This window comes from Erythrobacter westpacificensis (genome assembly GCF_039542285.1).
In the GTDB taxonomy this organism is placed as follows: domain Bacteria; phylum Pseudomonadota; class Alphaproteobacteria; order Sphingomonadales; family Sphingomonadaceae; genus Alteraurantiacibacter; species Alteraurantiacibacter westpacificensis.
This window is the reverse complement of record NZ_BAABHV010000010.1, coordinates 66508-91019: the sequence shown is the minus strand read 5'-3', so window position 1 is coordinate 91019 and position 24512 is coordinate 66508. Positions and strand designations below refer to the sequence as shown.

The 24512-nt window shown below is 64.9% G+C and carries 24 protein-coding genes; 7 read left to right on the top strand and 17 right to left on the bottom strand.

Annotation, left to right across the window (positions count from 1 at the left end; genetic code table 11):
* Positions 1-20: 20 nt before the first annotated feature.
* The 6 genes from ABFX23_RS08410 to ABFX23_RS08385 form a co-directional block, all read right to left on the bottom strand.
* Positions 21-1571 (bottom strand): catalase, encoded by a 1551-nt coding sequence (locus ABFX23_RS08410; protein WP_346032651.1) that lies wholly within the window; start codon positions 1569-1571, stop codon positions 21-23.
* A gap of 190 nt (positions 1572-1761) precedes the next feature.
* Positions 1762-3981, bottom strand: a complete 2220-nt coding sequence (katG, locus tag ABFX23_RS08405; RefSeq protein ID WP_346032650.1) for a catalase/peroxidase HPI — start codon at positions 3979-3981, stop codon at positions 1762-1764.
* Positions 3982-4188: 207 nt separating this feature from the next.
* A complete protein-coding gene (gene ahpF / locus ABFX23_RS08400; protein ID WP_346032649.1) occupies positions 4189-5778 on the bottom strand; it encodes an alkyl hydroperoxide reductase subunit F in 1590 nt (529 codons plus the stop codon).
* 175 nt (positions 5779-5953) lie between these two features.
* Positions 5954-6520: an alkyl hydroperoxide reductase subunit C gene (ahpC, locus tag ABFX23_RS08395; protein ID WP_346032648.1), complete on the bottom strand. Its 567-nt coding sequence runs from the start codon at positions 6518-6520 to the stop codon at positions 5954-5956.
* Positions 6521-6737: 217 nt separating this feature from the next.
* Positions 6738-7970 (bottom strand): potassium/proton antiporter, encoded by a 1233-nt coding sequence (locus tag ABFX23_RS08390; protein WP_346032647.1) that lies wholly within the window; start codon positions 7968-7970, stop codon positions 6738-6740.
* 44 nt (positions 7971-8014) lie between these two features.
* The gene (locus tag ABFX23_RS08385; protein WP_346032646.1) at positions 8015-8569 is read right to left on the bottom strand and encodes a hypothetical protein; all 555 of its coding nucleotides are present in this window, start codon (positions 8567-8569) and stop codon (positions 8015-8017) included.
* Here ABFX23_RS08385 and ABFX23_RS08380 point away from each other — a divergent pair.
* Positions 8568-8810, top strand: a complete 243-nt coding sequence (locus ABFX23_RS08380) for a hypothetical protein (protein ID WP_346032645.1) — start codon at positions 8568-8570, stop codon at positions 8808-8810. The genes ABFX23_RS08385 and ABFX23_RS08380 overlap by 2 nt on opposite strands.
* A 59-nt stretch (positions 8811-8869) precedes the next feature.
* Here ABFX23_RS08380 and ABFX23_RS08375 read toward each other — a convergent pair whose 3' ends face one another.
* Entirely contained in the window at positions 8870-9559 is a 690-nt protein-coding gene (locus ABFX23_RS08375; RefSeq protein WP_346032644.1) for a hypothetical protein, read from the bottom strand.
* A gap of 10 nt (positions 9560-9569) precedes the next feature.
* Positions 9570-10358 carry a hypothetical protein gene (locus tag ABFX23_RS08370; RefSeq protein WP_346032643.1) on the bottom strand — a complete coding sequence of 263 codons (789 nt, stop codon included), beginning with the start codon at positions 10356-10358 and terminating at the stop codon, positions 9570-9572.
* A gap of 212 nt (positions 10359-10570) precedes the next feature.
* On the opposite strand from ABFX23_RS08370, the gene ABFX23_RS08365 reads away from it, so the two are divergent.
* Entirely contained in the window at positions 10571-11020 is a 450-nt protein-coding gene (locus tag ABFX23_RS08365) for an META domain-containing protein (RefSeq protein WP_346032642.1), read from the top strand.
* 24 nt (positions 11021-11044) lie between these two features.
* Here ABFX23_RS08365 and aroC read toward each other — a convergent pair whose 3' ends face one another.
* A complete protein-coding gene (aroC, locus tag ABFX23_RS08360; protein ID WP_346032641.1) occupies positions 11045-12115 on the bottom strand; it encodes a chorismate synthase in 1071 nt (356 codons plus the stop codon).
* A gap of 292 nt (positions 12116-12407) precedes the next feature.
* Between aroC and ruvA the strand changes: the two genes are divergently transcribed.
* Together ruvA and ruvB are read left to right on the top strand one after the other, a co-directional pair.
* The gene (gene ruvA, locus ABFX23_RS08355) at positions 12408-13019 is read left to right on the top strand and encodes a Holliday junction branch migration protein RuvA (RefSeq protein WP_346032640.1); all 612 of its coding nucleotides are present in this window, start codon (positions 12408-12410) and stop codon (positions 13017-13019) included.
* The gene (gene ruvB, locus ABFX23_RS08350) at positions 13019-14056 is read left to right on the top strand and encodes a Holliday junction branch migration DNA helicase RuvB (protein WP_346032639.1); all 1038 of its coding nucleotides are present in this window, start codon (positions 13019-13021) and stop codon (positions 14054-14056) included. The genes ruvA and ruvB overlap by 1 nt, the downstream gene beginning before the upstream one ends.
* Positions 14057-14551: 495 nt before the next feature.
* On the opposite strand, the gene ABFX23_RS08345 is transcribed toward ruvB, so the two are convergent.
* The gene (locus ABFX23_RS08345; RefSeq protein ID WP_346032638.1) at positions 14552-15283 is read right to left on the bottom strand and encodes a hypothetical protein; all 732 of its coding nucleotides are present in this window, start codon (positions 15281-15283) and stop codon (positions 14552-14554) included.
* Here ABFX23_RS08345 and ABFX23_RS08340 point away from each other — a divergent pair.
* Complete coding sequence (locus tag ABFX23_RS08340) at positions 15282-15374, top strand: hypothetical protein (protein WP_346032637.1); 93 nt, start codon at positions 15282-15284, stop codon at positions 15372-15374. The genes ABFX23_RS08345 and ABFX23_RS08340 overlap by 2 nt on opposite strands.
* Positions 15375-15428: 54 nt before the next feature.
* On the opposite strand, the gene ABFX23_RS08335 is transcribed toward ABFX23_RS08340, so the two are convergent.
* The 4 genes from ABFX23_RS08335 to acnA all read right to left on the bottom strand — a co-directional run bounded on the left by ABFX23_RS08335 (position 15429) and on the right by acnA (position 20079).
* Positions 15429-16010, bottom strand: coding sequence for a prolyl hydroxylase family protein (locus tag ABFX23_RS08335; protein WP_346032636.1), 582 nt, complete (start codon positions 16008-16010; stop codon positions 15429-15431).
* Between the two features lie 177 nt (positions 16011-16187).
* Positions 16188-16895, bottom strand: coding sequence for a prolyl hydroxylase family protein (locus ABFX23_RS08330; protein WP_346032635.1), 708 nt, complete (start codon positions 16893-16895; stop codon positions 16188-16190).
* Between the two features lie 80 nt (positions 16896-16975).
* Positions 16976-17404 (bottom strand): rhodanese-like domain-containing protein, encoded by a 429-nt coding sequence (locus ABFX23_RS08325; protein WP_346032634.1) that lies wholly within the window; start codon positions 17402-17404, stop codon positions 16976-16978.
* Complete coding sequence (gene acnA / locus ABFX23_RS08320; RefSeq protein ID WP_346032633.1) at positions 17404-20079, bottom strand: aconitate hydratase AcnA; 2676 nt, start codon at positions 20077-20079, stop codon at positions 17404-17406. Before acnA ends, ABFX23_RS08325 begins: the two co-directional genes overlap by 1 nt.
* Positions 20080-20245: 166 nt before the next feature.
* On the opposite strand from acnA, the gene ABFX23_RS08315 reads away from it, so the two are divergent.
* The gene (locus ABFX23_RS08315; RefSeq protein ID WP_346032632.1) at positions 20246-20422 is read left to right on the top strand and encodes a hypothetical protein; all 177 of its coding nucleotides are present in this window, start codon (positions 20246-20248) and stop codon (positions 20420-20422) included.
* A gap of 22 nt (positions 20423-20444) precedes the next feature.
* Here the strand turns inward: ABFX23_RS08315 and ABFX23_RS08310 are convergent, their stop codons facing one another.
* Positions 20445-21344 (bottom strand): DMT family transporter, encoded by a 900-nt coding sequence (locus ABFX23_RS08310; RefSeq protein ID WP_346032631.1) that lies wholly within the window; start codon positions 21342-21344, stop codon positions 20445-20447.
* 151 nt (positions 21345-21495) lie between these two features.
* Between ABFX23_RS08310 and ABFX23_RS08305 the strand changes: the two genes are divergently transcribed.
* On the top strand, positions 21496-22839 hold the full coding sequence (locus ABFX23_RS08305; RefSeq protein ID WP_346032630.1) for a L,D-transpeptidase family protein: 1344 nt from the start codon (positions 21496-21498) through the stop codon (positions 22837-22839).
* Positions 22840-22851: 12 nt separating this feature from the next.
* Here ABFX23_RS08305 and ABFX23_RS08300 read toward each other — a convergent pair whose 3' ends face one another.
* Positions 22852-23541, bottom strand: a complete 690-nt coding sequence (locus tag ABFX23_RS08300) for a murein L,D-transpeptidase catalytic domain-containing protein (RefSeq protein ID WP_346032629.1) — start codon at positions 23539-23541, stop codon at positions 22852-22854.
* Between the two features lie 38 nt (positions 23542-23579).
* Positions 23580-24509 (bottom strand): hypothetical protein, encoded by a 930-nt coding sequence (locus tag ABFX23_RS08295; RefSeq protein ID WP_346032628.1) that lies wholly within the window; start codon positions 24507-24509, stop codon positions 23580-23582.
* Positions 24510-24512: the final 3 nt, after the last annotated feature.

Here is a 24512-nt window from a genome sequence, read left to right as displayed (position 1 = left end):
GCCGCGCCGTGTCGGCGAAGTTACTCCGCCGGTTCGGGCACGTCCTCTCGGTGCGTGCTTTCCGCGCTGCCCATGCCTTCCTTGTCCGACTTGCCGCCGATCATGTCGCGGGTCGATTTCTCGATGCGGTCGCCAAGGCCCTTGTCTACGTTGCGCCAGTATTCGAACGCGCGCACCAGCACGGGTTCGCTGACGTCCTTGGCAAGGTGGCCGGAGACGTTGGAAACGAACCGGTCGCGCGCGTCGTCGTCCATCACGTCCATCACCAGCATGCGCGCCTGCGACCAGTCGTCGTCACATTCGCGCAAGGTGTAGGCCGAACGGACCATGTCGCCATCCGCCTGCCAGTGCCCGGCTTCGCCCACCAGTTCGGGCTGCGGCGACGCCCCGCCATAGGAATTGGGCGCGTAGACCGGGTCTTCGGATTTCTCGACCCGCATGGAACCGCCCTGCGAATAGGAATGGACCGGACACTGCGGCTTGTTGACCGGGATCTGCTTGTAATTGACGCCCAGCCGCGCGCGGTGCGCATCGGCATAGGAAAACCCGCGGGCCAGCAGCATCTTGTCGGGCGAGAGGCCGATGCCGGGCACCATGTTGTTCACTTCGAACGCAAGCTGTTCAATCTCGGTATGCCAGTCGGTGGGATTGCGATCGAGCGTTAGCGTGCCGACCTCGATCAGCGGATAGTCTTCATGCAGCCAGACCTTGGTGAGATCGAACGGGTTATAGCGATATGTCTTCGCATCCTCGTACGGCATGATCTGGAACTTCAGCGTCCAGCTCGGCGGATTGCCGTTGGCGATAGCATTGAACAGGTCCGCGCGGTGATAGTCGGGGTCGGTCCCGGCCTTCTCCACCGCCTCGTCCTGCGTGAAGTGGGCGTTGCCGCCCTCGTCGCCCACGTTGGTGTGGAAGTGGAACTTCACCCAGAACTTCTCGCCTTCCTCGTTCACCAGCATGTAGGTGTGGCTGGAATAGCCGTTCATCTCGCGCCAGTTCTTCGGCACGCCGCGATCGCCCATCAGGTAGGCAACCTGGTGCGCGCTCTCGGGCGACAGGGTCCAGAAATCCCACATCATGTCGTGATCGCGCAAGCCGTTGTCGGCGCGGCGCTTCTGCGAGTTGATGAAATGCTGGAACTTCATCGGGTCGCGCACGAAGAAGATCGGCGTGTTGTTGCCGACCATGTCGAAATTGCCGTCCTCGGTATAGAACTTCACCGCGAAACCGCGCGGGTCGCGCCAGGTGTCGGGGCTGCCGCGTTCGCCCGCGACGGTCGAGAAGCGCATGCCGACATCGGTCTTCGCGCCGGGCTGGAAGACCTTGGCACGGGTGTATTTCTTTATCTCCGGATTGGTCACTTCGAAATGGCCGAAGGCGCCCGAACCCTTGGCATGGGGGCGGCGTTCGGGAATGTTGATGCGGTTGAACACGGCCATCTGCTCGATCAGGTAGTGATCGTGCAGCACGATGGGGCCGTCGGGGCCGACCGTCAGCGAGTGCTCGTCGCTTTGCACCGGGATGCCGGCATCGGTGGTGGTGGGGGGTGTGCTGTTGCGGTCGGCCATGGGAATCTCCTTTGGGGGGTCTGGAGACTACGGCCCGGATTGTCGGCGGGTTCCGATCAAGCTGCGGCAAACATGCGATATTTCCGATCAGGGGTTGAGAGAAAACGAAAAGACCCCCGGCATCGCTGCCGGGGGTCTTCTCTGCGAGCCTCGTGGGGGGGATGGCTCGGGGGGGCGACCCCTGGGGGTCTTACTTGTGGTACTTGGCGCAGCGGATGTCGAAACGGTCCGCGTCCATCACCTTCGTCCATGCGGATACGAACGTCTCGATGAACTTCGCCTCGCCGCCGTTCTCGGCGAACACTTCCGAGATCGCGCGCAGCTGTGAGTTGGAGCCGAACACGAGATCGGTGCGGGTGGCATGCCACTTTTCCTTACCCGTCGCGCGGTCGGTGCCGACGTATTCCTCGTCACCGCTGTCTTCCACCGTCTTCCACTTGGTGCCCATGTCGAGCAGGTTGACGAAGAAGTCGTTCGACAAGGTGCCCGGACGATCCGTGAGAACGCCGATCCTGTCGCCGTGCGCCGCATGGTGGCTGACGGCGCCGAGAGCGCGCATCCCGCCGACCAGCGCGGTCATTTCGGGGATCGAGAGGCCCAGCAGGTGGGCGCGATCGACCAGCAGTTCCTCGGTCTTCACCGTCATCTTGGTCTTCAGGTAGTTGCGGAAACCATCGGCGAAGGGCTCGAGCGGCTCGAAGCTCTCGGCATCGGTCTGCTCGTCCGTGGCATCCCCGCGGCCGGTGGTGACATCGACGCTGACCGTGTGGCCACCGTCCTTCGCCGCCTTCTCGATCGCCGCAGCGCCTGCCAGCACGATGGCATCGGCCATCGACAGGTCGCCGCGAATCTCGTCGAGCTTGGACAGCACCTTGGACAGTTCTTCCGGATCGTTGACCGCCCAGTCCTTCTGCGGGGCCAGGCGCACGCGGGCACCGTTGGCACCGCCTCGATGGTCCGAATTGCGATAGGTGGAGGCCGAGGCCCATGCCGCCTTCACCAGTTCGGCAACGGTCAGGCCGCTATCGAGCACCTTGGACTTGAAGGCGGACACATCGCTGTCGGAGGGCGTTGTGCCGGCGGGTACCGGGTCCTGCCAGATCAGGTCTTCTTCCGGCACTTCGGGGCCCATGTAACGAACCTTCGGGCCCATGTCGCGGTGGGTCAGCTTGAACCATGCGCGGGCGAAGGCATCCTCGAAGGCCTTCGGATCCTTGCGGAAGCGCTCGGAGATCTTGCGATATTCCGGGTCGCGCTTCAGCTGCATGTCCGCCGTGGTCATCATCGTCGGCACCTTCTTGGAAGGATCGCGGGCGTCGGGCGCCATGTCCTCTTCCTTCTGGTTGATCGGCTGCCACTGGTTGGCACCGGCCGGCGACTGGACCAGTTCGTAGTCATAATCGAACAGCAGGCGGAAGTAGTTTTCCGACCAGTGGTTCGGCGTGTTGGTCCACGCCCCTTCGATGCCCGAGGTGGTGATGTGGCCCTTCTCGATCTGCTCGGGATTGGTGGCCCAGCCAAAGCCCATCAGTTCCAGCGCCTCGCTCTCGGGAGAGCCGCTGAGCTGGTCGGCCGGAACGGCGCCGTGGCACTTGCCGAAGGTGTGGCCACCTGCGGTCAGGGCGACGGTTTCCTCGTCGTTCATGGCCATGCGGGCGAAGGTTTCGCGCATGTCGCGGGCCATGCCTTCATCGTCGTGCGGATTACCCCCCGGACCTTCCGGGTTGACGTAGATGAGGCCCATCTGGATCGCCGCGAGCGGGGTTTCCAGCGCCTTGCCTTCGTCGGGGATGATGCGGGTCTCGACGCCTTCGTTGACCCATTCTTCCTCGGTGCCCCAGTAGACCATTTCGGGCTCGTAGACGTCCTTGCGACCGCCGCCGAAGCCGAAGGTCGGGCCGCCCATGCTCTCGATGGCGACATTGCCGGCGAGCACGAACAGGTCGGCCCAGCTGACGTTCTTGCCGTACTTCTGCTTGATCGGCCACAGCAGGCGACGGGCCTTGTCGAGGTTGCCGTTATCGGGCCAGGAGTTGAGCGGCGCGAAGCGCTGCTGACCGCTGGAGGCACCGCCGCGACCGTCGCTGGTGCGATAGGTCCCGGCTGCGTGCCAGGCCATGCGGATCATGAACGGGCCGTAGTGGCCATAGTCGGCGGGCCACCATTCCTTGCTGTCGGTCATCAGGGCCGTCAGGTCGGCCTTCAGCGCCTTGTAGTCGACCGTGTTGAACGCTTCGGCGTAGTCGAAATCCTCGTCGTGGGGATCGGCACGACGACCGTTTTCCTTGAGAATGCCGAGTTCGAGCTGGTCCGGCCACCAGTCCTTGTTGGTGCGGCCCAGCAGGCTGCGCGTGCCGGCATCGCCGTGGAACGGGCAGCCACCCGAAATTGAACCAGTCTTTGCGTCCATCGTGTTTCTCCTCTCGCAGATGATCGAGTCTTCAATGCGAGGAAGATGCGCCTGATCCTATAATCAGTCTAATTGATAAGTTGGCAGGCATTGATCGCTTTTCATGTTCAGTCGCTGGGGCGTTGCAGAGGCGAGCCGATACGAAAGAACCCGCCGCTGCGGATGGCAGCGACGGGTCCGGGTCGTGTCAGGTCTGTGATCGATCGATCAGGCCGCGACGAGTTCCTCGACGGATTCGTTGCGGATCAGGTAATCGAAGGCAGACAGCGCCGCCTTGGAACCTGCGCCCATCGCCACCACGATCTGCTTGTAGGGCACGGTGGTGCAGTCGCCCGCCGCGAATACGCCGGGCAGGTTGGTTGCGCCCTTGGAATCGATCACGACTTCGCCGTGCTGCGAGAGTTCGATGCCGCTTTCCGCCAGCCATTCGGTGTTGGGGACCAGGCCGATCTGCACGAACACGCCCTCGAGTTCGACGGTCTTCTCGTCGCCCGATGCGCGGTCCTTGTAGACCAGGCCGTTCACCTTGCCGTCGGCGCCGGTGATTTCGGTCGTCTGCGCGTTCACCAGGATGTCCACGTTCGACATGGAGCGAAGCTTGTCCTGCAGCACCTGGTCGGCGCGCAGCTTGGTGTCGAATTCCACCAGCGTCACGTGGCCGACGATGCCGGCAAGGTCGATCGCGGCTTCCACGCCGGAATTGCCGCCGCCGATCACGGCCACGCGCTTGCCCTTGAACAGCGGGCCGTCGCAGTGCGGGCAATAGGCCACGCCCTTGTTGCGATATTCCTGCTCTCCCGGCACGCCCAGCGCACGCCAACGGGCGCCGGTGGAGAGGATCAGGCTGCGCGCCTTCAGCACGCCGCCATTTTCCAGGTGCAATTCGTGCATGCCGCCGGGGCGGTCGGCCGGAACCAGGCGCTTCGCCGTGGCGAGGTTCATCAGGTCGATCGATTCCTGCGCCTTCACCTGGCGTTCCAGGTCCGCCGTCAGCCTGGGGCCTTCGGTATACTCGGTGCCGGGCAGGTTCTCGATGCCCAGCGTATCGTTGAGCTGGCCGCCGAAGCGTTCGGCCGCGATGCCGGTGCGGAAACCCTTGCGCGCGGTGTAGATGGACGCGGCCACGCCGCCGGGGCCGCCGCCCACCACCAGCACCTCGAACGGGTCCTTGGCGGAAAGCTTGGCCGCGGCCTTGTCGCTGGCGCCGGTGTCGACCTTGGCCAGCACTTCTTCGAGGCTAATCTTGCCGTTGTAGAACGGCTCGCCGTTGAGGAAGGTCGCGGGCACGGCCATCACGTCGCGCGCGTCGACTTCGTCCTTGAACGTGCCGCCCTCGATCAGGGTTGCCGTGATGCGCGGGTTGACCAGCGCCATCAGGGTAAGGGCCTGCACCACGTCCGGGCAGTTGTGGCAGGACAGCGAGAAATACATCTCGAATTCGAGATCTTCCTCCAGCGCGGCGATCTGGTCGATCACCTCCTGCTCCACCTTGGGGGGGTGGCCGCCGGCCCACAGCAGGGCCAGCACCAGCGAGGTGAACTCGTGCCCCATCGGCAGGCCGGCAAAGCGCACCCACTTGGTGGCATCGCTGGCGCGGCGGATGATGAAGCTGGGCTTGCGCTTGTCGGTACCGTCGAAGCTGGCCGAGACCTTGTCGCTGAGCGCGGAAATCTCTTCCAGCAGCTCGCGGGTCTGGCCGCTCTTGTCGTCATCGCCCAGCGAGGCGACGAGTTCGATCGGCTCGCGCAAGTTCTCAAGATAGGCCTTGAGCTGCTGCGTCATCGTGGCGTCGAGCATTGGTGTCTCCTTCGAAGGGGATGGTTGAAACGTTGGAGGCCCGGAGCAGGGGGGAGGGGGGGGAACGCTCCGGGCCTCTTCGCGACCCGAGCCAGATTAGTGGTTCGGGAAGGATGCGGGCAGGCGGGGGGGGCCGACCTGCCCGCAATCAGTATATTGCGGTCTTCAAGGACCCTTAGATCTTGCCGACGAGGTCGAGCGAGGGAGCCAGCGTGTCGCTGCCTTCTTCCCAAGCGGCCGGGCAGACCTGGCCGGGGTTTTCGCGCACGTACTGAGCGGCCTTGATCTTGCGGGTCAGTTCGTTGGCATTGCGGCCAACGCCTTCGCAGGTGATTTCCATGATCTGGATCACGCCGTCCGGGTCGACCACGAAGGTGGCGCGGTCGGCAAGGCCCATTTCCTCACGCAGCACGTCGAAGTTCTTCGACAGCGTGTGCAGCTGGTCGCCCAGGAACGGGAACTGCAGCTTGCCGATCTTGTCGGAAGTGTCGTGCCATGCCTTGTGGCTGAAGTGCGTGTCGGTGCTGACGGCATAGACTTCGACGCCCATGTCCTGGAGCATGGCGTACTTTTCGCCCATGTCTTCCAGCTCGGTCGGGCACACGAAGGTGAAGTCCGCCGGGTAGAAGAAGAACACGCTCCACTTGCCCTTCAGGTCTTCGTCGGTGACGTCGAAGAAGTCCTTGCCTGCCTGGAATGCGGTGGCCTTGAACGGTTTGATCTGGCTGCCAATGATACCCATTGCTGTAATCCCTTTCGGTTGTGTGCGTTTGTGAACTCAACGCCCCAGTTAGGGATTGTTGCGATGCGAAAAAGCGATTTTGTGCGATTGCTAACATCGAAATAATCGATCAACGAACGGCAAGTTTCGGAAAGTGCAACAGGTGTTGCAAAAATCGCATGCTTGGTTGGCGAAGCCGCCTCCGCGGCTTTGTCCTCGCCAGGCGCGCTCCGCTTCGCTACGCGCCCGCTGCGGGCGGGCCTTCGCCCTTCGGCTTCTCCCCGATGTGCAGCCACTTGGCCACGCGGTTGATGCTGGGCCCCTGGATCACGCTGGAGACAAGCACTACGAAGAACACCACGTTGAAAATCGCGAAGGCGCCTTCCACCCCTGCCACGATCGGGAAGATGGCGAGCACGATCGGCACCGCGCCGCGCAGGCCCGCCCACGATACGAACAGCATGGTGCGGGCGCTGAAGCGGCGGAAGGGGAGCAGGCAGGCGAACACCGCCAGTGGCCTCGCGACGAGGATCAGCACCACCGTCACCGCCAGCCCCGCGCCCATGATCGGCAGGAGGTTCGACGGGGTGAGCAGCAGCCCCAGCGTCAGGAACATCACCACCTGCGCCAGCCATGCGAGGCCATCCTGGAACGTGCGCACGATGGGTTTTGCCGCGAAGGTGCGCGTGCCCGCAAGGACGCCCGCGACGTAGACGGCAAGGAAGCCATTGCCGCCCAGCAGGCTCGCCGCGCCGAACGCGAGCAGTGCCGCCGCGATGGACACCACGAAGGCAAGGCCGCCCTGGCGCAGGCTCATGCGTTTCAGCATCTCGGGGAACAGGAAGCCCATGGCGAGGCCCACGAGCGCGCCCACGACCATCTGCTGGCCGAATTCCGGTAGCAGCGACAGCGGCGCGGGCTGCGTCGCGGCGGTGAAGGTGAGGAGCGCGGTGACGAGGAAGATCGCCATCGGGTCGTTCGACCCCGATTCCAGTTCCAGCAGCGCGGGCACGTCGTCCTGGATGTCGAGATCGCTGGAGCGCAGGACGGAAAAGACCGCCGCCGCATCGGTGGACGCCACCACCGCGCCGAGCAGGAAGGCCTGCAACGGCGCGAAGTTCAGCAACCAGATCGCCGCCAGCGCCACGACGCCAGCGGTAATCCCCACGCCGAACGTCGCGAGCACCAGCGCCGGGCCGAGCATCGGGCGCACGGCGCGCCAGTTGGTGTCCAGCCCGCCGGAAAACAGGATGAAGGCAAGGCACACCATGCCCACGCCCTGCGTCAGCAGATAGTCGTCGAACACGATCCCGCCCGGCCCCTCCACGCCCGCAAGGATGCCGAGACCGAGGAAACCGATGATGGCGGGAAAGCCGATGCGCGATGTAAGCAGGCCGGCAAACACCGTCAGCACAAGCAGCAGGCCGGTCAGCAACATGGCGAACTCGGGTTGGAAAAGGGCCTGCAGCATCGATCAGCAATTAGGTGGCGATGTCACCCTTGCCAAGCCGGCATCTACCGGGGCGCAGGCTCCGTGCGCGATACCGGCACCGCCCGGCCCCATTCGCTCACCATCCGGTCGGCCTCCCGCAGCAGGCCGACAAACGCGGCGTAGTCGTCGTCCATGCAACCCGAATTCCAGGCGATCTCGGTCGTCGTGGCGGCGCGCGTCAGGCGAACCGTGCCATAGGCCATGTCGGTCATCATCTGTTCGCACTCCGCGCTGTCGGGCGCGGGGTCGGGCAATTGCCGCATGATGTTCTCCAGCGCGATGTACCGTTCGGCATCCGCCTCAAGAGGGTGGAATTCGAGAGTGTAGTCGCCCAGCGCGGCGCCGTCCTCGCTCACCGCCTCGATCCATACCCCGCCATACTGGGGCGTGTATTGCCAGCGCCACCGCGGCGCGCCCCAGCTTTTAACCTCGAAAGCGATCGTGTCCCAGTCCGGCGCGGGCGGCGGCGCAGCCTCGACGCCCTCCTGCGCAGCCGCGCCCATGCTGGACAGCAGGGCGCAAAGGGATAAGAGTAGTGCACCGGATCGGATAGGCAGTCGGGGGGTGATGCTTGCCATGAAATGGGTCCTGATTATTTTCGTCGTTCTCTACGCGATTGCCCTGCTGCTGCTGGCGATCGGAACGTTCGGCTGGTTCGGCCAGGAGCGGGACCCGCTTTCCGGCGTATTCCTGATGCCGCTGGGCCTTCCCTGGAATATCCTGGCGGACCGCGCAGGCTTCGCCAATGCCGCCGTCGCCATTCTGGCACCGCTGGTGAACGTCGCCATCCTCTACGCGATCTGGAAGCGCTTTTCCTGACGCAAATCGCGACAGCGTGAGAGGGCGGGCGCCGCGCGCGGCACCCGCCCCGACATTCTTCAGCCGCCCGTGACCATCGCATCGACGATGACGTAGGTTTCAGGGCCGTAGCTGATCGTTACCCTGTCACCGTCACGCGAAGTCTCGAAATCCCAGCCGGCGGAACCATCGGCCTGCGCACTGTCGGCGCCATATGGCTCGGTTCCATTGAGGAATATGGCCCGCTTGCGCCCGTCCGGCTTCTCGACCTCGATCAGGTGCGTGCCGTCCTCTCCCCAGTTGCGGACTATCCCCGCGTTGCAGCTCTGGGTCGGCGGGCCGCCGTCGAAGCCGCAGGAAAGGATCGTGGTGGCGTTGTAATTCGTACCCGCGACGAGGGCATCCTCGCTTGCCACGGGCGACTGCATCTCGGGCATACCGGCGTTCTCGTCTCCCATGGGGATAGAGACCATGGTCACGCCGTCGACCGTATCGACGATCTGTCCGCCCAGCTGCTCCGCCTGCTGGGCCGTCGGGCAGCCCACCAGCATGGCGCTGGCATCGAGCCAGTTCGAAGTCGCCGCGCTTTCGCCCAGGCGTCGGCACGGATCGCCGGCTTCGGGATAGCCTTCACCGAAGGCCGCCACGCTTTCGGGCCAGAGGAATTCGTCCGCCTCGCCCTCGGCCATCGTGTCGCCCTCGGCAGCTTCGCCGCCGCAGGCCGCGAGGGGGAGTGCGCACAGTGCTCCCGCCAGTATCAGTCTACGCATGACAAGCTCCCTATCGGCACTCCGGATGGGTCTGGATGTCGCGGATGTCGTAGATGTGCCCGTCCGCAATGGTCATCTGCAGGCATTGGCGCGTGTCGTCGTTCCACTGGATCGAGTAGCGCGTGTTGCCGGAAGTGAAATTGTCCACCTGCTCGAAACCGCGCCGTTCGATCTCGCTCATCGCACCGGCGGCACGGGCGCCCTGAAGATCGCCGAAGCTGACAGCCGGATGATAGCCGCCACGATTCGCATGGTGACGGCGGTTCCCCTGCCGTTCGTCCACGCCCGCCGAATACCCGCGCGCGTAGGAATCGTTGCGGCTGTTGTTATGGTAGGGATAGTTGTAGAGGCCGTCGCGGTAGCCGGCATCGAACTGCTCGCGGTTCTCGCCCCTGTCGTCCTCGTCGTTATCGCGGTGGTGCGACTTGCTGGAGAGGAGTGCCCCCAGGATCGCGGCACCCGCCCCGATGGCCAGCGCCGTTCCCACGCCGCTGCCGCTGTGGCCGCAGTCGCCGTCGTCGGCATCGTTGATCGTCATCACCCGGCCGGCATATTCTTCCACCACGACGCAGTTGTCGTCTTCGCGGTCCCACCAGTAACTGTAGGTGTAGCCGTTGGAATGGCTGTCATGACTGGATTCGTGCGAGAAGCCGCGACCGCGCAGCGCGCTTTCCGCCTCGGAGGCATACATGCCGTTGATGTCGACAAGCTGCCGCGCCTCTTCCGCTGCCGCCACGATGGGCAGTGCGGCGGTCGAAACACTCGCCAGGCTCAATGCTGCAATTCGTGAAAAAGTCATGATAACCTCCCGTCCCGCGAAGCAGGGTGACGAGAAGTGGGCCACCCCTTCACCGAGTCGCGATGATCACCAACAATATCGAAGGGGTCAATACCCCTAGCCTAAAGACTAGGTGCAATGAAGCAGCGCTTAAGTACTTGTTGCATGGCGCGCATGCCGGAGTGTCGTTCCCTCCTGTTCGCAAACGGCGGAAGACGAGGAGTTGGAAAATCATGCAATTGCGTAAACCGTTCTGTCTGGCCATCGGTGCCGGCTCGCTTGCCGCCTGTGCCACGACCCCCGATCTCTCGCCCGACGAGCGTGCGCTCGTCTCCAGCGAATGGGTGCTGGTATCGATCATGGACGATAACGAGGACGTGCGCCTGCGCCCGCAGTTCAGCGAGCGCCATGTCCTCAATTTCGAGGCCGACGGTTCGCTCTACATCCAGCTCGACTGCAATCGCGGCAATGCCGACTGGCGCGCCTATCCCGGTTCTGCGGGCAGTGGCGACCTCTCGATTGGCCCGGTGGCATCAACCCGCGCGCTATGTCCCGAACCGTCCTACGGAGAACGGCTCGCCTCCGCCCTTCGGGGAGCGACGGGCTACCGCGTTACGCCGGGTGTCGGCACGCTGACGATCATCACGCAGGACGCGGTGTTCGGTTTCGAGGCGCGGCCCTGAGGCAGGTCAGCCGCGACAGACGCGCTAGCCGCACTGGGCGCGGTGCAGCAGCTTCTGGTCTGCCAGCACCAGTGCCATCATTGCCTCGACCACGGGCACGCCGCGGATGCCGACGCAGGGGTCGTGGCGCCCCTTGGTCTGGATTTGCGTCGCCTCACCTTCGCTGGTGATCGTATCTACCGGGGTCAGGATCGAACTGGTCGGCTTGAACGCCACGCGGCAGGTGACGGGCTGGCCGGTGGAGATACCGCCCGCGATGCCGCCCGCGTGGTTCGCCTGAAACTCCACCTTGCCGTCCGCGCCGGGGCGCATGGGGTCCGCATTGCTTTCGCCTGTGTTGGTGACGGCGGCGAAGCCGTCGCCGATTTCGACGCCCTTGGTGGCGTTGATCGTCATCATTGCGGCGGCCAGCTCGCTGTCGAGCTTGGCATAGACCGGCGCGCCCCATCCGGCGGGCACGCCCTCTGCGCTTGCCGTCACCAGCGCGCCGAGTGACGAGCCGGACTTGCGCGCGCTGTCGACCAGGTCTTCCCAACGCGATACCGTTTCGGGATCGGGGCAGAAGAACGGGTTTGAGCGGATCGCCCCCTTGTCGAAGCGCGCATAGTCCAGCGCCACGTCGCCGATCTGCTCCACCCAGGCGGTGATCCCGACTTCGGGGATGACCTTGCGGGCGATAGCTCCTGCCGCCACCCGCGCCGCCGTTTCGCGCGCGCTGGAGCGCCCGCCGCCGCGATAGTCGCGGAAGCCGTATTTCGCATCGTAGGTGTAGTCCGCGTGGCCGGGGCGATAGGCCTTGGCGACATCGGAATAGTCCTTGCTGCGCTGATCGGTGTTCTCGATCATCAGGCTGATCGGGGTGCCGGTGGTCTTGCCCTCGAACACGCCGGAGAGGATACGCACCTCGTCCGCCTCGCGGCGCTGGGTGGTGTATTTCGACTGGCCGGGCTTGCGCGCGTCCATGAACGGCTGGATGTCTGCTTCCGAGAGGGCGATGCCCGGCGGGCACCCGTCCACCACCACGCCCAGCGCGGGGCCGTGGCTTTCCCCCCAGGTGGTAAAGCGAAAGACGCGTCCGAAAGTGTTCCAGCTCATGGCGCTGCCTTTGGTCGATTTGTGCGCGCGTGTCGAGTGGGGCGAAACTTTCCTACTGCCAGCGCGGCCTGCAATATGCGGGCATGATGACATTCGGCCCCTTGCATGATGACACTTTCCGGCTTTCGCTTACGCTTTCGGGGGCGAAGGCGACACTTTCGCGGGCCAGAGTGACACAAGGGCGGGTTTTTGCCTCTGGACACTGTTCCATGTGTTCCAGGTTCGCCCTGTGCCTGCGGACAAATCGCGCTTTGCACTGGCTTTCGAAGCGTCGTGCGGGCAGGAACAAACCATGATTGCAAAGCTGACTGGACGGCTGGACGAAACCGGCGAGGATTGGGCCATCGTCGATGTGCAGGGCGTGGGCTACCTCGTCCACTGCTCGGCCCGCACCTTGAGCGCGCTGGGCGCGGTGGGCGATGCCTGCACCGTTCACACGGACTTGCAGGTGAGCGAGAACGACATGCGCCTGCTGGGCTTTGCCGAAAGCAGCGAACGCGACTGGTTCCGCCTGCTGACAGGCGTGCAGGGCGTCGGCTCCAAGGTGGGCCTCGCCATCCTCTCGGCTTTGTCGACTGCCGAACTGCGCGATGCCTGCGCCGCGGGCGATGCCGCCAGCGTGGCGCGCGCCAACGGCGTGGGGCCGAAGCTGGCAGGGCGCATCGTGAATGAACTCAAGGAGAAGGCAGGCGCGATGCCGGGCGCTGCCTCGGCTGGCGGCGTGGCTGGGGCTGCGGTAATGCCCGCAGGCGGCGCGAGCGCCGACGCGGTGAGCGCGCTGCAGAACCTCGGTTTCAAGCCTGCCGTCGCTGCGCAGGCGGTGGCGCGGGCGCAGGAGGAACTTGGCGAGGGTGCTGCCGAGGGTGACCTCATCCGCGTGGCGCTGAAGAAGGCGGCGCGGTGATGGAAGACCAACCCATCCATTCCCCCGACCGCCAGCCGGACGATCCGGATGCTGCGCTGCGCCCCAAGTCGCTGACCGAATTCGTCGGGCAGGAAGCCGCGCGCGATAACCTGCGCGTCTTCATCGAGGCGGCGAAGGGCCGGGCCGAGGCGATGGACCACGTGCTGTTCTTCGGCCCGCCGGGGCTGGGCAAGACCACGCTGGCGCAGATCGTGGCCAAGGAACTGGGCGTGGGCTTTCGTGCCACCAGCGGCCCGGTGATCGCCAAGGCAGGCGACTTGGCCGCGCTGCTCACCAATCTCGAACCCAACGACGTGCTTTTCATCGACGAGATCCACCGTCTCAATCCGGTGGTGGAGGAAGTGCTCTATCCGGCGATGGAGGACCGCGCGCTCGACATCATCATCGGGGAGGGGCCATCGGCGCGCAGCGTGCGGATTGATCTGCCGCCCTTCACCCTTGTGGGCGCGACCACGCGGCAGGGGCTGCTCACCACCCCCTTGCGCGACCGCTTCGGCATTCCCGTGCGGCTGGTGTTCTACACCGAGGAGGAACTGATGCGCGTCGTCACGCGTGGGGCGGGCCTGCTCGGCATGGCGATAGACCCGACAGGCGCGCGCGAGATTGCGCGTCGTTCGCGCGGGACGCCGCGCGTCGCCGGTCGCCTGATGCGCCGGGTGCGCGACTTTGCGCAGGTGAAGGGCGCCAGCACCGTCACCGCGCCCATCGCGGACGAGGCGCTGACCCGGCTGGAGATCGACAACCTCGGCCTCGATGCGATGGACCGGCGCTACCTCACCATGATCGCCACCACTTACAAGGGTGGGCCGGTAGGCGTGGAAACGCTGGCGGCGGGCCTTTCCGAACCGCGCGACACGGTGGAGGAAGTGATCGAGCCCTATCTCATCCAGCTCGGCCTGATCGCCCGCACCGCGCGCGGGCGCTGCCTGAACGACGGGGGCTGGGCGCACCTGGGGATGTCCGCGCCCGAATCGGGGCGCAGCGCGCAGGGCGGCCTGTTCGAGGGCGATGGCTGAGGGGCGGTCGTAAGTCCGCGCTAACCATGCGGCCCTGCCATTCGGTTCCATAACGGGACAAAGCGCCGCGAAGCCCGGGAAACGCGCGATTTTTCGGTCTTTCCGCTGCAAGAATCACGGTTAACCCCATTGCCGGCAGTGGCCTCGCGCGTCTCTTTGGCACGAACCGGAAAAGGCCGGGCGTGTCGACCGGGCACCTCGAGCCATCGTTCCGAGAACCTGAGAGAGTTTGTGCATGTCGGTACGTATGGCCATTGCAAAGCTGACCGCTGCCGCCGCAGGCGGGGCTGTCGTTGGCGGAGGCGCGGTGCACGTTGCCGAACCGCAGTCTGCTCAGGTTGCCTACAAGTCCGACAAGGATGCAGAGGAAGCCGAAGTCGAGCTCGCCTATGTGAAGGGTGAGCCGACCGCACGCCCGAGCGTTCCGCCCCCTCCGCGCGAGCAGCTACGCCTGCGCCGCGTGATCAAGACGCAATGCTGCGAGGAAGAGCCGAATTATGCGCTCGCCCAGCCGCTTCCCCTGTCGCCGCCTCCCAGCGCGCCAGTTGGCGGCAGCGGTGGCGGCCAGCCGATCATCATCGGCGGCAGCGGCGGACTTGGCGGCGGCTTCGGAGGCGGTTTCTTCGGCGGCTTCTTCGGTGGTTCGGGCGGCGGCGGCAGTGCCACTGTCGATCTGAGCACCACGACGACCACGACGGGCGGCACCTCGGGCGATTTCCCGCCGCCTTCGCCGCCTTCCAGCAGCGGAGACTTCCCGCCGCCTTCGCCCCCATCGTCGTCAACAGGGTCCACCGGCAGCACGACAACCACCACGACGACCACGACGTCGGGGAACGTGAGCAGCACGACCTCGGGCAATGTCTCGAGCTCGACATCCGGCAACGTCAGCACGTCCACGTCGGGCAACGTGTCGACCACGACGTCCACTTCAGGCAATGTCTCCAGCACGACTTCGACGTCGGGCAACGTCAGCAGTACGACGTCGACCTCATCCTCCAGCTCGAGCTCCAGTTCGAGTTCGAGCTCGTCTTCAGGTGGGTCGGGCAGCACCTCGACAGGCAGCACATCTTCGAGTTCGACTTCGGGGGCCACGAGCACCAGTACGAGCACCAGCACCAGCACAAGTTCGAGCACCAGCAGTGGAGGGCCTCCGCCGCCTCCACCACCGCCACCGCCACCACCACCGCCGCCTTCGAGTTCCGGCACGCAGGTCCCGGCACCTGGCATGTTGCTGCTGTTTGGTGGCGCGGCGGGCGCAATCGCCATGCGGCGCAAGCGCAGGAAGCCGCTTCAGGACAAGGATGGCATGCCCGGCTGAGGCCGGCAGACATCACTGGGGGGAATGGGCGGCCGCAGTGCCGCCCATTTTTTGTCAGCCGTCGAGAAGTCGCCAGGGCCCCTCGCGGAACCATACCGTCACGACGTGCTTGATGCCGCGCTGGACGGGCAGGGCCGCGTGCAGCGTCTTCATGTTGGGCTGGCCGCCGCGATCCATGTTGTTCCACACCAGCAACCGCCCGGTCCTGGGCCGGAAGCGGAAACCAAGGTGCGGAAAATCCGTCTCCCCGCCTTCTTTCGGCTCGTTCAGGGCGAGCATAGCCGTCCAGGTTCGCTGGCCGCCGCGCCTGGCTTCGCCCTGCCAGTATCGCTCTCCGGTGTAGAAGAAGTCGTGGTGGTGCTTGTATTGCTGGCCCTTGTGATAGCGCTGACCCTGCATCCGTTCGGCATGCAGAATGTCGAGGCCGGTCACTTCACAGATGTAGTGTTCGAGATCGCGGGTCAGTGGATCGTCGCGCTCGAAGTGATGGGTGTGGCTTGTGCGAAAGCTCGGATCCTTGCCCGTGTAGAGCGTCGAGGGCACGGCATACCGATTGATCGCCTGGATAATGCGTTTGCAATCCGGGCCGGTCAGGAACTTCTCGGCGACGTACATGTCCGCCAGGTCTGTTTCCACGCGAGCGAACCCGTGGATGCGATCTAGTCTCCTGCAGACATCATGCCCGATCGTCGCACGGGCCGCTCGATCGCTCGTGGGGCGCGATATTTCTGCAGGCTGGTGCGACATGATCGCCGCCATAGCGAAAACAGCGCAAGATAGTCTTAATGCCCGTGCCGGACATTCACGCGCCGCCTAGCGCAGTTCCAGCGACCAGGCCCCTTGCCGATACCACTGGGTGACGATGTACTTGTCCCCCTCGATAACCGGCGTTCCGGCATGCAGGGTGGCCGGGTTCGGGCGACCGTCGCGGTCCATGTTGTTCCAGGTCAGCATGGCCCCGCGCTGCGGTTTTATAGACAGGCCGAGTTCGGGGAAATCGGTCTCGCCACCCGCGGCAGGCTCGTTGAGAAACACCATTGCCGTCCAGGTTCGCTGGCCGCCGCGCTGGCGCTCCTGCTGCCAGTAGACCTGATCGGTCGTGAAATAGTCGAAATGATGGCGAAATTGCTGTCCGGTCCGGTAACGCTGGCCCTGCGGCACTTCGACGTGGCGATGATCGATGCCGAGCGTATCGTCCAACCGCTGCTCCAGCTCGCGCGTCGCCTCGTCCTCGCGGTCGAAGTAGTGGGTGGAACTGGTGCGAAAGCCGTCGACCTGCGTGCCCTTGAAGAGGTCGGAAGGGCCGATGCGCGAATCCACCGTCCGCGAAAGGCGCTTGCAATCCTTTCGAGTAAGGAAATCGGGCAGCAGGTAGATGTCCACCTTCTCGCCACCGAGCCGTTGGGCTTGCGGATTAGCATCCAGCGCCGTGCGGACTCGCTCACCGAAAGCGGCAAGTCTGGCCGGATCGGCCATCGGATCGTCAGAGGTCAGCGGGGAGGGAGCCAGCGGATTTCGCATGGAGCCAGCATATCGAAGGGCAGGTCTGGATGCACCCTGTCAGCCGGAGATCGACGCACGGATGCCTCTGCTCGTCGCCGTTATTCGGCTGGTGCGTCGGCAATTGTTTCCAGCCCGGCCTCGTTCCAGGCAGCGATGCCGCCTTCGAGGTGGCGAACCGGGGTGCCAAGATATTCGGAGAGGGCCGTGGCCGCGATGCCGGAACGGCGGCTGGAGCCGCAGTAGAGGATCGTCTCGCGTTCGGCTTCGATCGGTATGGTGGCCGGGTCGAAAGTGCCGAGAGGGGCGTTCAGGGCGCCGGGCAGGCGGCTTTCGGCGAATTCCGCCGGGGTGCGAACGTCGATCAGCACGACTTCGCCGGATTCCACCAGAGCCGCGAGTTCGGCAGCGGATAGGGTCTCGACCGCTGCGACCGGGGTGGCTGCCGCGCTCGTAGTGGCCGGAACCGGGGCGCAGGCCGCTAGGCCCGCCCCGGTTGCCAATGCCAAGGCCAGCGCGGCGCTTCGCATCAGGCGGCGGCCAGCTTGCGCAGCACGTAGTGCAGGATGCCGCCGTTGCGATAGTACTCCATCTCGTTGGCGGTATCGATGCGGCACAGCGCGGTGAAGGTGAAGGTGGTGCCGTCCTCGCGGGTGACTTCCACTTCCACGTCCTGGCGCGGGCTGAGGTTGTCCAGCCCCTTGATCGTGAAGCTGCACTCACCCGTCAGGCCCAGCGTCTCGCGCGTGTCGCCTTCCTTGAACTGCAGGGGCAGCACGCCCATGCCGATGAGGTTGGAGCGGTGGATACGCTCGTAGCTTTCGACGATCACGGCGCGCACGCCCAGCAGGATGGTGCCCTTGGCCGCCCAGTCGCGGCTGGAACCGGTGCCGTATTCCTTGCCGGCCACGACGACGAGCGGGGTTCCATCTTCCTTGTGCTTCATGGCCGCGTCGTAGATCGCCATCTGCTCGCCCTTGTAGGTGGTGTAGCCACCTTCGACGCCGGGGACCATTTCGTTGCGGATGCGGATATTGGCGAAGGTGCCGCGCATCATCACGTCGTGGTTGCCGCGGCGCGAGCCGTAGGAGTTGAAGTCCTTCTTCGCCACCTGGTGGCTGATCAGGTATTCGCCAGCCGGGCTGTCTTCCTTGATCGAGCCTGCGGGGCTGATGTGGTCGGTGGTGACGGAATCGCCCAGCACGGCCAGCGGCTTGGCACCCACGATGTCTTCCACCGGTGCGGGTTCCATGCCCATGCCTTCGAAGTAGGGCGGGTTGGCGACGTAGGTGGAGGACGGGTTCCAGTTGTAGGTGTCCGAAGCCTCGACGTTGATCGCCTGCCAGTCCTCGTCACCCTTGTAGACGTCGGCATAGCGGGTTTCGAACATCTGCCGGTCGATGTTGGCAACGCGGTGCTGGCGCACTTCCTCGTTGGTCGGCCAGATATCGGCCAGCATCACGTCGTTGCCGTCCTGGTCCTGCCCGATCGGGGTTTCGGTAATGTCTTCCGTTACGGTGCCCTTCAGCGCGTAGGCCACCACCAGCGGCGGGCTGGCGAGGAAGTTGGCGCGAACGTCCGGCGAAATGCGGCCTTCGAAGTTGCGGTTGCCCGAGAGGACGGAAGCAGCGACAAGGTCGTTCTCGTTCACGGCCTTGCTGATCGGCGCGGCCAGCGGGCCGGAGTTGCCGATGCAGGTGGTGCAACCATAGCCGACGAGGTCGAAGCCGATGGCATCCAGATCGTCCTGCAAGCCGCTCTTTTCGAGGTAGTCGGTAACCACCTGCGAGCCGGGAGCGAGGCTGGTCTTCACCCAGGGCTTGGGCTTCAGACCCTTCTCGCGCGCCTTCTTGGCGACGAGACCGGCGGCGATCATCACGTCGGGGTTCGAGGTATTGGTGCAGCTGGTGATGGCGGCGATTACAACGTCGCCGTCGCCAACGTCGTGGCCTGCGCCTTCGACTTCGACGCGGACCGGCGCATCCTTCTTGTAGACGCTCCTAAGATCGCCGTTGAAGTTCTCGTCCACCATCGGCAGGGCGATCTTGTCCTGCGGGCGCTTGGGGCCGGCAAGGCTGGGCACCACGGTGCTCATGTCGAGTTGCAGGGTGGAGGAGAAGACGGGTTCGGCATCGGGCTCGAACCACATGCCCTGTTCCTTGGCATAGGCTTCGACCAGCGCGATGTCTTCCTCGCTGCGGCCCGTCAGGCGCAGGTATTCCATCGTCTTGTCGTCGATGCCGAAGATGCCGCAGGTCGCGCCGTATTCGGGGGCCATGTTGGCGATGGTCGCGCGGTCGGCCAGCGTCAGGTTGGAAACGCCGGGGCCGTAGAACTCGACGAAGCGGCCCACGACGCCGTGCTCGCGCAGCATCTGCACGCAAGTGAGCACGAGGTCGGTTGCGGTGACGCCCTCGGCCATTTCGCCGTCGAGACGGAAGCCGACGACTTCGGGGATCAGCATGGAAATAGGCTGGCCGAGCATCGCTGCCTCGGCCTCGATGCCGCCCACGCCCCAGCCCAGCACGCCGAGGCCGTTGATCATGGTGGTATGGCTGTCGGTGCCGACGCAGGTGTCAGGGTAGGCGACGAGTTCGCCGTTCTGGTCCTCGCTGGACCACACGCCCTTGGCGATATGCTCCAGGTTCACCTGGTGGCAGATGCCGGTGCCGGGAGGCACGGCGTAGAAGTTCTTGAGGCTCTTGGCCCCCCACTTGAGGAAGTCGTAACGCTCGGCATTGCGCTGGTATTCGAGCGCCTTGTTCGCCTCGAACGCCTTGGGCGTGCCGAATTCGTCGACCATCACGGAGTGGTCGATCACCAGGTTGACGGGAACCTGCGGATTGATCTTGGCGGTATCGCCGCCCAGCTTGCCGATGGCATCGCGCATGGCAGCCAAGTCGACCACGCAGGGAACGCCGGTGAAATCCTGCAGCAGCACGCGGGCGGGGCGATACTGGATCTCGTCGCCCGTGGTCGGGTTCTTCTGCCAGTCGGCAATCGCGCGCACGTGCTCTTCGCCGACGGTGAAGCCTTCGTCCTCGAACCGCAGCATGTTCTCCAGCAGCACTTTCAGGCTGAACGGCAGGCGGCTGACATCGCCGACCTTCTCGCTCGCCGCGGCCAGCGAATAGTAGGCATAGGTCTTGCCGTTTACATCGAGTGTCTTGCGAGTGCCGAGCGAGTTGGAGCCGACCTGGGTCATGGGCGATTGGTCCTCTAGAGTGTTGCGGATCGGCCCCGTTCTTGCGAGGGAGGGGCCTGTTCGGGGGCGAACTGCGCGTTTGCGCGCGTTTGGTCAAGTGGGCGATAGTGCAACGCGGCATCGCGGCGGGTTGTTCCGCTGCGCCTGAGAGGGAATTTGAAGGCCTATGGCCATTGGAACTCCACGAAAACGCTCGGCTTCGCTGAACGTCCTGGCGATGCTGGTCGCATTGGTGCTGTCGGCGTTCATCGGGGCGACGGCGGGCCTGATCTGGCAAAGTGCCGGCTGGTTCGAAGACGAGGCGGAGCACGAGGTCGTCACCGCAGAAGCGCCGGGAGACTGATTCCGGACGACGGATTCAGGCGTCAGACGCTGGCGATTTCCGTACTTGCCGCGCGCTTTGCCCTGGGGGCCGCGATCCAGCAGGCCAGCAGGATCAGCGCCACGCCGACGATGGTGGGCAGCGTCACCGCCTCGCGAAAGAACAACCAGCCGAACAGGGCGGCCCAGCCGAAGCCCGTATATTCCACCGGCACCAGCACCTGTGCCTCCGCCCGCGCGTAGGCCCAGGCAATCGCCATCGATCCGCCAACGGTCAGCGCCGCGGCCCCGGCGATGGTTAGCATTGCGCCCGAACCGGGCATGACGAAGAAAAAGGGAGCGGCGAGGAGTTGGACGAGCCCGCTGATCCCGGCATGGAACGTCGTCACCTCTATTGGCCCTGCGGCCTGCGACTGCTTGCGGATTACCACGAAATTGTAGGCGTACAGCAGGGCCGAGACGAACAGCGAGGCGAGGCCCAGCAGCACGTCGTCCTCCATTTCAGTGCGGCCCAGCCTGCCGCTCACGATCACCAGAGTCCCCGCCAAGCCCAGCACCGATGCGCCGATCGCCCCCTTGCTGATCTGCTCCCCCAGCAACAAGTGGGCAAAATACAGCGCCAGCAAGGGCGCGACGAAGCTGATCGCGATGGCCTCCGCAATCGGCAGCTTGGTGAGGGCGTAGAAGAAAGTGAGCGCCATGAATGCCGAAATCACGCCGCGCTCCGCGTGCAGGCGCATCACCTTGGCGCCGGGCCAGGCACTTTTCTGCACCAGCCAGACAGGCGCGATGAATGCGGCCGCCAGCAATGATCGCAGAAGCGATGCCGTGAACACGCCCGTCGCTAGCGCGGCGCCCTTCATCTGCGCGTCCATCAGCGACATCAGGCCCACGCCGATAAAGGCCGCCAGGAACGGCAACAGGTGGCGTTGCGACATGCTCATGCGCTGTTCCTACTGGTGGGGCCCGGCCGCGTCACCATTTGTATGGTTCGCCGGCTACCCGTTCAGCCGCCGCTAAGCGGTCCTGCTTGATCGGAAGGCCGCCGAGGGGCAGAATTACAGGGCTATCATGGTTTACAAAGATTTGATTCGTATGCGCCGTGCGCACTTTGGCGGGATTGCCCTTGCTGCGATGCTGATTTCCGCGCCGGTCGCGGGTCAGACGCTGTTCGCGCAGGATCCGTTGCAGGACGATGATGGTGCCGAGGTAACGTCCACCCCGCAGTTCGAAAGCCGCGAGGTGGTGCAGGAAGACCCGCGCGATGCTCTGGTGCAGCACTGGAGCGTGGAGAACGCGATGGCGCTGGCCGCCGTCATCGACGGAATCGCAGCCGAAGGTCTGAACCCGGCGGACTATCGCGTGGACCTGCTGCGCGAGGAAATCGAGCGCGGGGGAAGCCCGGCGCTGGATATGCGTGCCAGCGGTCTTTTCACCTGGCTGGTGGAAGACCTGCGCGACGGCCGTACGCCGATGGATTCGCGGCGGCAGTGGTTCGTGGTCGATCCCGATGCCGACCTGCTGCCTACCGCGCGGCTGATGAAAGACGCGCTGGAAAGCGGCGATATCGCCGGGATCGTCGAAACGCTCGCACCGACGCACGAGGATTACACCGCCCTGCGCGCCGCGCTTGCCGAGACACCTGCGGAAGATACCGAGACTCGCAAGCTGATCATTGCCAACATGGATCGCTGGCGCTGGCTGCCGCGCGACCTCGGCGGGCAGTACCTGATTACCAACGTCCCCGAATACCAGCTGCGCCTGATGGTGAACGGGCAGATCATCCGCACCTATCGTACCATCGTCGGCGCACCGGGCCGCACGGCCACGCCGCAACTGGCCGAAACGGTGGAAGGCGTCGTGTTCAACCCGACCTGGACGGTGCCGCAGAGCATCGTGGTGGGCGAGGGGCTGGGCAACCGGGTGCTGGGCAACCCGTCCTGGGCGCGATCGCAGGGTTATCGCGCCACGCGCGGGGCCAACGGCTACATCAGCGTGGTGCAGCAGCCGGGGCCGACCAATTCGCTCGGCAAGATGAAGCTCGACATGCCCAATCCGCACGCGATCTTCCTGCACGATACGCCCAACCGCAACCTTTTCGACAGCGACAACCGCGCGCGCAGCCACGGCTGCATCCGGGTGGAGCGGGCGCTGGAACTGGCGATGACCGTGGCGATCCTTGGCGGCGGCGCATCGCGAGACGAGGCCGTTGGCATCTCGCAGAGCGGCGATTACACGCGCGTGCCGGTGGAACGGACCATGCCGGTCTACATCACCTATTTCACCTATGGCCTGGATGTGGACGGCAACCTGCGCGAGTTCGAGGACCTGTATAGCCGTGACGCGCCGGTGCTGGCATCGCTGGATGCGCCGCGTGTGGGCAATCGTGCGACTTTTTCTTCGGAAGAGATCGTCCCGATCGAGCGGCCGGGTGCTTGATAGTGCGTCCGCCTAGCTGGCGCTGTTCTCGGCCGCCATTGCCCTGAAATCGGGCGTGGCCTGCTGCGGCTGCGCCACGCTTCCGCCGTCCGGTCCGATACCGAGCGAATCGGCAAACAGCAACCGTCCGCCCATCATGCGGGTCAGGGCCCGCGGAAACACGTCCGGGCCGAAAGCGAAGCAGCCGTTGGACCGGCCAAGACGGCCCCAGCGCGCCACGTGCTCGGGCGTGGCATAATCGGCGGCATGCATCACGATCGCACGGGGAAAGGCGTTTGAATTCGTCTCGTCCAGGCCGCCCAGCCGAACGGAGGTGCCGAAGCGCCCTTCGTACCATTCCCAGGTGATGTAGGCGCCCCGACTGGTGGCCCAACTGTCGTGAAGGTTGGAGTAAGCGTTCAGCCAGCCATCATGCTCCGGGTCGGAGCCGCTGCCGTGCGTCACCAGCACGCTGTCCGCCGTGCCGTTATCCAGGTTCACGAAGTGGAAGCGCGGCAGGCTGGAATGAAGGCCGAAATCGGCAATGCCGACAAGGTCACGCCGCCACAGTTGCGCCCCGGCACGGGCAACCTCGCGCTGGGCCACTTCCAGCAGGCGGCGCGTGCGCGGATCGGGCGCGGCCTGTGCGAACACGCTGGCGGGCGCCGCGGCCAGTGTGGCCCCGGTGGCAAGAGCTCCGGCAAGAAGATCGCGGCGGTTCATGGACACCATAATAGCGCACCAATGATGAACCTTCCATATCAGCCTTTCAGCTGTTCGATCGCTTCATGACTGGCGGCGATATATGCCCCGTTGTCGTGCCGGTGCGTGCCGACGAAGTGGATGAAGCCGGTGTCCTTGCCCCAGGCCTCGTTCCAGTAATTCATGTAGCGATCGTAGGGCAGCACTACCGGTTCGGGTTCGTTGGACAGGTGGAAGTTGCTCGTCACCTGTTCGGTGCCCCAGATGGTCACGTCCTCCTCGCCGATCATGCGCTTCATCTCGTTGAGGAAGGCGGCGGCCAGCGGGCGGGAATTGCCCATCGCGGCAAACCCGGCAAAGCCCGAACAGCCGCGCGTGTACTTCCACCCTCGTGCGGCATCGATGGTGTCGAGTCGGCTTTCGATCCGTCCCTGAACGTGGCCGTCCATGGGGCCGTCGGGGTAAAAGCGTTCGCGAAAGTCCCTGAGCGGCAGCGGGCCAACCTCGGCATCCTTCCCGCCCAGGAACAGAAAACTGCGGTTGCGCGCGATGGCGTCGGCAATTTCTGGTACCGGGCCGATGGTGACGGTGTCGCTGTCGAGCTGGATCCAGTATTCGCCCGCTCGGTGGTCGAGGATGGTCAGCAGCCGCTCCCACGTGCCGCCTGCGGGAAATTCGCCCAGCTTCACATCGCCGATGCGCATGATCTGTGGATCGCCGCAGTGGTGCGCCAGGATCGCGCGGTCCTGCGCTGTCAGGGTGCCATCATCCAGGATCGCCACGCGGCCCCGGCCAAGGTGATGCCACAGCGATTTCACCGCCACGAGGTAGGGCAGCAGCACCGCCGTGCCGATCATCGAGAACAGCACGACGCCGTCCTGCCTGGGCATGATGGGCGGCGTTTCCAGCACGCCGCTGATCGCCTCGGCATGGCGGTTCGCTTCCAGCTTGGTGCGCCAGCGGTAGGGGAGGAGGTTGCCCATGTTCACCGG